8 protein-coding genes are annotated in these 8,916 nt (G+C 58.0%); all 8 read left to right on the forward strand.

Annotated elements, in window-relative coordinates; genetic code table 11:
- Positions 1 to 107: 107 nt before the first annotated feature.
- Entirely contained in the window at positions 108 to 1,445 is a 1,338-nt protein-coding gene (locus FE781_RS12635; RefSeq protein WP_138789990.1) for an ABC transporter substrate-binding protein, read from the forward strand.
- Between the two features lie 186 nt (positions 1,446 to 1,631).
- Complete coding sequence (locus FE781_RS12640; RefSeq protein WP_138789991.1) at positions 1,632 to 3,224, forward strand: spore germination protein; 1,593 nt, start codon at positions 1,632 to 1,634, stop codon at positions 3,222 to 3,224.
- Positions 3,214 to 4,347 carry a Ger(x)C family spore germination protein gene (locus tag FE781_RS12645; protein WP_170209534.1) on the forward strand — a complete coding sequence of 378 codons (1,134 nt, stop codon included), beginning with the start codon at positions 3,214 to 3,216 and terminating at the stop codon, positions 4,345 to 4,347. Before FE781_RS12640 ends, FE781_RS12645 begins: the two co-directional genes overlap by 11 nt.
- Positions 4,348 to 4,352: 5 nt before the next feature.
- Complete coding sequence (locus tag FE781_RS12650; RefSeq protein WP_138789993.1) at positions 4,353 to 4,574, forward strand: hypothetical protein; 222 nt, start codon at positions 4,353 to 4,355, stop codon at positions 4,572 to 4,574.
- Position 4,575: 1 nt separating this feature from the next.
- A complete protein-coding gene (locus FE781_RS12655; protein ID WP_138789994.1) occupies positions 4,576 to 5,904 on the forward strand; it encodes a GerAB/ArcD/ProY family transporter in 1,329 nt (442 codons plus the stop codon).
- 86 nt (positions 5,905 to 5,990) lie between these two features.
- Positions 5,991 to 6,626 carry a stage V sporulation protein AA gene (locus tag FE781_RS12660; RefSeq protein ID WP_138789995.1) on the forward strand — a complete coding sequence of 212 codons (636 nt, stop codon included), beginning with the start codon at positions 5,991 to 5,993 and terminating at the stop codon, positions 6,624 to 6,626.
- Positions 6,623 to 7,057 (forward strand): stage V sporulation protein AB, encoded by a 435-nt coding sequence (locus FE781_RS12665; RefSeq protein ID WP_246068166.1) that lies wholly within the window; start codon positions 6,623 to 6,625, stop codon positions 7,055 to 7,057. The genes FE781_RS12660 and FE781_RS12665 overlap by 4 nt, the downstream gene beginning before the upstream one ends.
- A 24-nt stretch (positions 7,058 to 7,081) precedes the next feature.
- Entirely contained in the window at positions 7,082 to 8,728 is a 1,647-nt protein-coding gene (locus FE781_RS12670) for a spore germination protein (protein ID WP_138789996.1), read from the forward strand.
- The last annotated feature ends 188 nt before the right edge of the window (positions 8,729 to 8,916 follow it).

Here is an 8,916-nt window from a genome sequence, read left to right on the forward strand (position 1 = left end):
AAATTATAAAAAGTTTGTAGATCTCTATTATATATTCAGCGCCATCCGATTTTTATAATTTAGAATGTAAGTATACTTGACATGCGATGACAAAAGGGGTGTGCTGAATGAAGTGGACAAAAAGGTTTGGCCGCAAATCCGTATGGACATCGTTAAGCCTGGTCTTGTTGGCGGGCTCGATCGCGGGCTGCGGAACCGGCGGCGGCAGCGAGGCGGACGGAGAAAGCGCGCCGCAAACCGTGGAGTTGCGTTTTTCTTGGTGGGGAGCGCAGGAACGGCATGACCGGACGCTCAAAATGATCCAGAAGTTCGAGGAACTGCACCCGAATATCAAGATCAAGCCCGAATATTCCGCTTTCGGCGCCTATCACGAAAAACTGGCCACCCAGGTCGCGGGGAACAACGCTCCCGATGTGATGAGCAAAAGTCTCATCTATATTCAAGATTACGCGCAGCGCGGCATCCTGAAAGATTTGAGGGAATTCGTCGGGAAGGAACTGAATGTGGACGGGCTCGATCCGAAGCTGCTGGCCAACCAGGCAACGGTTAATGGAAAGTTGATCGGCTTGCCTCTCAGCAAAAGCGCTTCCATCATGTTCTATAACAGCGAGATGTTCAAACAGGCCGGCGTCGAACCGCCCAAAATGGATATGACGTACGAGGAATTTTTCGCCAAGGTCCGCGAGATAAAAGGGAAACTCGGCGAAGGCAGGTACGGCGCGAACGATATGGCCGGTTTATTCGAGGCCTTCATGTATTATTTGTTTTCCAAAGGCGACGTGCTGTTCAAGGACGGCCAGCTCGGATACAAAGACGAGAATTTGAAAGAATGGCTGGAAATGTGGGATAAGGCTCGAAAAGAAGGAATTATCCCGCCTGCAAGCGAGACGGCTTCGTACCAACTGGCTACCTACGATCCGGCCAAAGAGCCGATTCTCAAAGGGACCGTCGCGATCGAAGGGCCTCTCTTCGTGCCGTATTACACGGCCATGGAAGGGATGATGAAGGGCAAACTCGAAATGACGACGATCCCGCGCGTCAGCGGGTCCAACGGGACGGCAAGTGTGCTATTGCCGGGAATATTCCTCTGCATCAATGAGAAAACGAAATATCCCAAAGAAGCGGCCATATTTGCGAACTTCATGATCAACTCCAAAGAGGCGGCCGACATATTGGAACTGGAGAGAGGCTTGCCGGACAACAAATATATGGTCGAATACCTGAAGCCGAAATTTACGGAAGTCGATAAAAAAATGCAGGACGTTCTGGATTACATCGGCAGCAAAAACCCCGGCTGGTACGACGGCGGTCCCAAAGGCTCCGGCGAGGTCGGAAAATTGTTTGAAAAAACCGTGCAAAAACAGCAATTCGGCAAAGCGACGATCGACGAAGTGGTGGCCGAATTCCGCAAAGAAGCCGACAAAATCTTGGGAAAAAACAAATAGATCGGAATGGGCGCGCTGCATCCGACAGGCCGGGGACTCCCCGGCCTGTTTGCGTTATTGCGCCGCGTTTCCCTCGGCCGGAATCGCCGTCCGTTTGCGGCGGAAAGCGGCGCGTCCCGATGCATAAATACAGGGTAACTCTGGAAGCTTAACCATTGTGGCGAACCAGGAGGTGAACGTTGCGGGATGGAAGGTGTCAATCAGGCTAACGATCGTCGCCGCGGCCAAGCCCGGCTTTCCATCGACGAACTGAAGAAGGTTCCGTTAACCGGCTCGATCGACGACAACAGAGCGTATCTGGAACAACTGCTGAGCGAATGCTCCGACGCCGTGATTCGCGAATTCCGCATCCAGTCCGGCCCGAGAGCGCTGGTTGTCTATATAGACGGCTTGGCGAAGACGGAAGCCGTCGATCGCACCATGCAAGCGCTCATGATTTTGGAAGGCGGCGAATCCGACCTGGAGCGTTTGATTATGACTACCTTGCCCGTCTCGCAATTAAATCCGACGTACAACTTCGGAGATTTGTTGGCCAATGTGCTGTCGGGGGACACCGGCTTGCTGGTCGACGGCAACGCCTCGGCGATGACGATGGGATACCGGGACTCCGAGCACCGCTCGGTCTCCGAACCGGAGACGGAGTCTGTCATCCGGGGGCCGAGGGAAGGGTTCACCGAAAACCTGCGGACGAACACGTCCATGATCCGGCGGAAAATCAGATCGCCGAACCTGAAGATGAAGCCGCTGATCGTCGGCAGAGAGACGAATACGAACATCGTCGTTTCCTATATGGACGGAATCGCCGACCCCGAGCTCGTCCGGGAAGTGATCACCCGCATCGAAAGCATCCGGATTGACGGCGTGCTGGAGACGGGTTACATCGAAGAGCTGATCCAGGACAACGGCTACTCGCCGTTCTCGCAAGCCCAGTATACGGAGCGCCCGGATACGGTAGCCGCCTCGCTGCTGGAAGGGCGAGTGGCGATTCTGGTCGACGGAACCCCGTTCGTTCTGCTGGTTCCGATTGTGTTCTGGCAGTGGTTTCAGGCCAGCGAGGATTATTACGAGCGGTTTATGATCGGCACGCTGCTTCGGATTCTGCGGTTGATTTTTTTTGTCGTGGCCTTAACGACGCCGGCCATTTATATCGCGGTCACGACCTATCATCAGGAGATGATCCCGACGAACTTGCTGCTGAGCATCGCGACTTCGAGGGAACCGATCCCGTTCCCGGCCGTCGTCGAAGCGATGATTATGGAAGTCGCGTTCGAGGCGCTGCGAGAAGCGGGCATTCGGCTGCCGAGGACGGTCGGGCAAGCCGTCAGCATCCTGGGAGCACTCGTCGTCGGACAAGCCGCCGTGCAAGCGGGCATCGTGTCCGCGGCCATGGTTATCGTCGTCTCCTTGACCGGCATCGCCTCGTTTACGCTTCCCCGCTTCAACGGCGCGATTTCGATTCGCATGCTCCGGTTTCCGCTGATGATTCTGGCCGCGGCTTTCGGCCTGATGGGCATCGTAATCGGGGGATTGCTGATCCTTGGCCATATGGCCAAACTGCGTTCGTTCGGCATTCCGTTTCTATCGCCGGTCAGCCCGCTGCACGTGAAAGATTTGAAGGACGTCATCTATCGCGCGCCGTGGTGGAATATGCGCGATCGTCCGAGATTTCTCAGAGGGGGCGACAAGCGCCGTTTCGGCAGGAAAGTATCGGATCGGATGGGCAAAGGAAAGAAACCGTTCCGGACAACGGTCAAGCAGGGTGAACGGGATGAGAATTAAAATCGCCGTCAAGCTGGCGGTCGTGCTGGCCTCCTGCCTCCTGGCAAGCGGCTGCTGGGACCGCCGGGAAATAAACGACGTGGCATTCGTGTTGTCCATGACCGTCGATCTGGCGGAGGAAGGATTCCGCGTGGGCATTTTGGTGCCCCTCCCCGGCAATATGGGCGGACCGTCCGGAGGCGGGGGCGGGTCGGGCGGCGATCAGCCGTACACGTTTGATTCCGAAGTGGGCAAGACGCTTCGGGAGGCGGTCGAAAAGATGCAAAACCGCTCCCCCCGCCAGCTTTATTTCGCACACCGCCGTGTCATCCTGCTGGGGGAGAGGTTGGCCGAGCGAGGCATTCGGGATTTCCTTGACAGCGCCGTTCGCATGCCGGAAAACCGCCTGACCACGCACCTTGTCGTAACCAAAGGGGAGGCGTATCGGACCCTGAACAAGGATATTAAAATGGAGCGGTTCTCGGCGGAAGCGATCCGGGAATTGGTGCAGTCCGACGCGACCATCCCGGTGACGGTCAAGGATGTGCTGTACCAGATCAACACGGTGGGCAGCGACGTGCGAATTCCCTACATGGAGGTCAAGGATTCCAAATATCAGTTCACGGGCATCGTCATTATGAGCGACGGCCGGATGGTCGGCGTCGCCAAAGGGGATGTGGAGTCGGGCTTGCGTTATCTGTGCGGCAAATTCGTCCCCTATTCCGAGACGCTGACGGTCGAAGACAGCGTAACATCGGTCAAAGTGATGCGGGGAAGCCGGCAAGTCAGGCCGGTGATCAGCGGGGATCGCATCCGGTTTGATGTGCGCATCAAGTCCCGGGGAGTGATTATGGAGGTTATCAATCAGGGACACTCGCGGATCGACGAGGCGAAGGCCGGGGCGGCTCTCGAAGCGAAGATCCGCTCGGATGTTGAGAAGACGCTCCGCTACCTGCAGGACCATAAAAGCGACGCGGCAGGTTTCGGACAAGTCCTGAACCGTTTCGATCCGTTAAATTGGGAAACCACCTGGAGCAAACAATGGTATTCCGTCTTCCCGCAGGTCGAATTCCATGTATCGGTCGATGCCGAGGTCGACAAGGCGGGAATGCTGTGGGGCAATGTGGCGGAGCAGGGAGATTGATGCGCATGAATAACTTCCTCTTTATTACGCTGGTCGTTCTCCTGTACGTCGGCACGTTCTGGACGGACCTCCGTTCGCTGTCCCCCGGAGGGGAACGGGGAATTTATTGGGGAGTCGCCTTGCTTTCGCTCGTTTTTTTCGTCGTGTATCTCATGGGCTGGTCCCTGCCCGCAAGCGGGTGGTTCGGCCGGATCGCTACCGGCCTGTTCGGAGTGGAGGTGAATTGAATTGTCGAAGTCCAAGCTTGTGATCGGCAATATCCAGATGGTCATGCTGACGGGATCTCTGCTGTCGGCGTCCAATATCATCAGCTTGCCGGCGGCTTTCTGCCAAATTTCCGGCCGCGATGCCTGGTTCGGCATCGCGGTGCCGATTTGTTTTACGCTGATCGTGATCTACGCTATGTATAAGCTGTCCGAACGTTCGCCCGGCAGCAATCTGTTCGAAATCGCCCGTTGGGCTTGCGGCAAATGGGCGGGAGGGCTGCTGAACGCCGTTTTGATCGGCTATTTGTTTGTCGATCTGGTCGGCTCGGTGCGTCTGTTTACCGACCATATCCACTCCTCGATCCTGCTGCGGACGCCCCGGGAATTTACCGTGATGATCATTATGGTCGTTATCGTGTACTTCGGCCAAGGCACGATCGAGGATATTGCCAGAACGAACAATATTTTGTTTCCGCAGTTTTTGCTGTTGTTTCTGGGACTGCCGCTGCTGCTGCTCAACGAAATCGACTACACGCAGATTCAGCCCGTCCTGGCGAATGGCTGGCTGAATCCTCTGCTCGGAGGCGTGCCCGGGATCGGCGCTTTCGGAGACATTATCGCGATGGGGGCGTTTCTCGGCTGCGCGGACCGGCCGCGCCATATGCTCAAGGCGCTCAGGATCGGAACCATCTTGGCGGGTATCGTGCTGACGGAAGCCGTATGGTCGACCATTACGGTCATCACGGCCAGAACGGCGGCCAGCACCGTGTTCGTGGGATGGATTATAACGCAGCAGATCCATATCACCGATTTCCTGGATCGGGTGGAACTGTTCCTGCTGCCGATCTGGATGCCGATCGTGCTGATCCGGTTTTGCGTCTTGTTCCAGGCGATCACGACGGGTTTGGCTTCGTACGCCCGGGAGTGCAAGCCTTACAAGTTCGCGAATGTCACGGGGCTCCTGGTGATGTTGGCCGCCATCGTGTCCTTCCGGAACGTGACCGAGGTCATGCAGGCGATGAATTTCGGGATGGCCGGCCTTGCGGTTGTCGTTCAGTTGTTCTATCTGGGGGCGTTGTTGATCTGCGTCCGGTTGCGCAAACGCGAATCGCATATCGCCGGACGGCGGATGGGCGAACCGGCAAGCGCGCTGACGGCGGCGGCTGTCGGACTGCTGCTCGTCATTCTCGCCGGCAGCCTGTTCGGCAGGACGTACCAGGCCGTGGGCAATGCCGCCGCGGTCGTCTATCTGATACTTCTGGCCTGCCTGCTGTGGCTCTCGTTCCGGGAGCTCCGACGGTTGACCGCCAGACCGAGCGCCAACCTGCGCAAAAAGGAAGCGGCTCCTTGAAACGTCCGGCCGGAATGCCGTCTATCGTTCGATTGCATACTATCGGATAAGGCGCGCAGATCTTCAATACGGAAAGGGGGAGGAGCATGGCGCATACCCCGGAGCCCATCGTCTACGTCCGCCTGCGCAAACGGGCCCGAGTACCCGCGGCTTCGCCTGTCCGGATCGGCGACGTGGCCAGTCTGTCCGCCGGAGACGCCGCGATCGAAGAACAGTTGCGGAACCTGATCGTCTATCGGCCCGCCGAGCAGGACGGCCAACTGGTGCTGATCGATATGATGAGGCTGGTTGCCGTCATGCGCGGAGCTTATCCGAACCTGCGGCCGGAGCTGTACGGCGAGCCCCATTCGCTCGTGGAATTGGCGGACCGTCCGCGCAAGCCCAATTACGCCTGGCTGTCCGTCATGTGGGTGATGCTGTTTTTCGGATCGGGCCTCGCGATCATGAACTTCCACGAGGACGTCAGCATGCCGGAGGTGCACGCGCGAATCTACAAGCTCGTGACCGGACGGGACGAAGCGCACCCTTACCTGCTGCAAATCCCGTATTCGATCGGGCTTGGGGCGGGCATGATCGTCTTTTTCAACCAGTTGTTCAAAAAGAAATTCAGCGAGGAGCCCAGCCCGCTTGAGGTTGAAATGTACGGGTATGAGCAAAGCATGGACCAGTACATCGTCAGCGAAGAATACAAGCGGATGGACGATCGGAGGCCTCGGCCGTGAAGGATGCTGCGGAAACGCTGCTGCTGATCGTGCTGGGGTTGTCGGGAGGGTTGGCCGTCGGCGGGGGGATGGTGTCCCTGCTGGTGGTGCTCGACTTGATCCCGAGGGTGATGCAGCTTAGCGGCTTGACCGGCCGGTACAAGGCGGTTCATCTGTTCGAAGGGGCGATCGTGGCCGGAGTGTTATACTGGACCGCGGCCGATTTCAATGGCTGGGCGCTGCCTCTTTCGCCCGTATTCGCGCTGCCGACCGGCCTGCTGCAGGGCGTCTTCATCGGCATGCTAGCCGCGGCTCTCACCGAGGTGCTGAACGTGCTGCCGATTATGGCCAAACGCCTGAATCTCGCCCAGGGGATCGGATGGCTGCTGATGGCGATGGTGTTCGGCAAGGTGGCGGGCTCCCTGTTTGACTGGCTGATTTATCGGAACTAGCGAATACGCAAAGGGAGGTATCCCATGAATCGCGAAGAACGGAACGATGCGGCGGGAGGAGAGACGGAGCCGGCCATTTGGGCGGTCGCCGGCGCAGAGGAAGGGGACAAGCCGAGGGCCGCGATCCGCACGGAACAAGGCGATACGGTTTTCATCCTGAAACGCAAGCGGAAGCAGAAGGGAAAGGACAAGCCGGAGGAGCCCCAGGAGGCGGCGGAACCGGTACCCGTGCCGAAAAGCCTGCACGAAGTCCGCAAATTTCTCGAACGGGAAGCCGGACTCGACAAAAGCTTCGACGTGATCTTCCGGGAAATGAAGTTCGGCGGCCGTGACACCGGGTTATACGTGCTGAACGGATTCGCCAAGGACGAAGTGCTGACGCTGATTCTCAACCGGCTGTCCCTGCTCGGACCGGACGAGCTGGAGCCGATGGCGCTCCGCAGCTTCCTGCGGGAGTATATTCCGCATATCCAGGTCAAGGTCGCGACCGACATGCGCATGGTGATCAACGAGGTGCTGGTCGGCGCGTCGGCCCTGTTCGTCGACCACGAGGACCGGGCGCTTGTGATCGACACGAAGCAGTATCCGATGCGCACGACGGAGGAGCCCGATCTGGAGCGCGTCGTGCGCGGTTCCCGCGACGGCTTCGTGGAGACGCTGCTGACGAATATCACGCTTGTCCGCAGGCGGCTGAGAGATCCCAAGCTGACCTATGAAGTCATGGAAGCCGGACTGCGGACGAAAACAAGCATCTGCGTCGGCTATATCGAGGACATCGCCGATCCCGATCTCGTGAGATCGATCAAGCAAAAAATCGCCGAGGTGAAGCTGGACGGTCTGCCATTGGCGGAGAAGCAACTGGAGGAAGCGCTGATCGGCAAAGGCTGGAACCCGTTCCCGCTCGTGCGTTATTCCGAGCGGCCGGACGTTGTTTGCGCGCATCTGCTGGAAGGACATATCATCGTGTTCGTGGACACGTCCCCCAGCGTGATGATGCTGCCCTCGACGTTTTTCCACCATCTCCAGCATGCGGAGGAGTACCGGCAGACCCCGTTTATCGGCTCCTATATCCGGTGGGTCCGGTATATCGGGATTCTCGCCTCGTTGTTCGCGCTGCCGCTGTGGTATCTGATCGTCAGCACGGGCAACAAGCCGCCCGGCCTGGAGTTTCTGGGACCCGAGAAGCTCGGCGCGATCCCGCTGGTCATTCAATTCGCGCTCGTCGAAATCGGGATCGATTTGATGCGCCTGGCGGCCGTCCACACCCCGACGCCGCTCGCCACCGCGATGGGCCTCATCGCTGCGATTCTCATCGGAGACATCGCCGTCAAAGCGGGTTTGTTCAACAACGAGATTATCCTGGTGATGTCGGTTGCGGCGATCGGCATGTTCGCCACGCCGAGCTACGAGCTGAGCTTGGCCAACCGGATCGTCAGGCTGAGCCTGCTGATCGCCTGCGGCATATTCGGCGTGGCGGGGTTCATCATCGGCTCGACGCTTTGGCTCATGCTGCTGATCGCGTCGAAATCGTACGCATCGCCTTACATGTGGCCGTTTATCCCGTTTAATGCGATGGCGGTGTTCGATCTGATCGTCCGCCGGCCGGTGCTGTCGGCCAAACGGCGGATGAGCCTGACGAAACCGATCGACCGGACCCGCCAGCCGACGTAACCGTCCGCCTGCGGGCGGGTATCCAAGCCCGGAACAACGCCGTTCCGGGCTTTTGACATTGTGTCAAGCGTCTGTGAAAATGTCACCTTAACTCGTCTGTAAAAATGTCACTTTGTTAATTTGCGTAGCCGCCCGTTCCAGTGACTTGGACGGTTGTTGTTTTTGTGTTATCCTGTTGTTGTCTTCTG

Origin of the sequence: Paenibacillus thermoaerophilus (assembly GCF_005938195.1) — a bacterium.
Classification (GTDB): domain Bacteria; phylum Bacillota; class Bacilli; order Paenibacillales; family Reconciliibacillaceae; genus Paenibacillus_W; species Paenibacillus_W thermoaerophilus.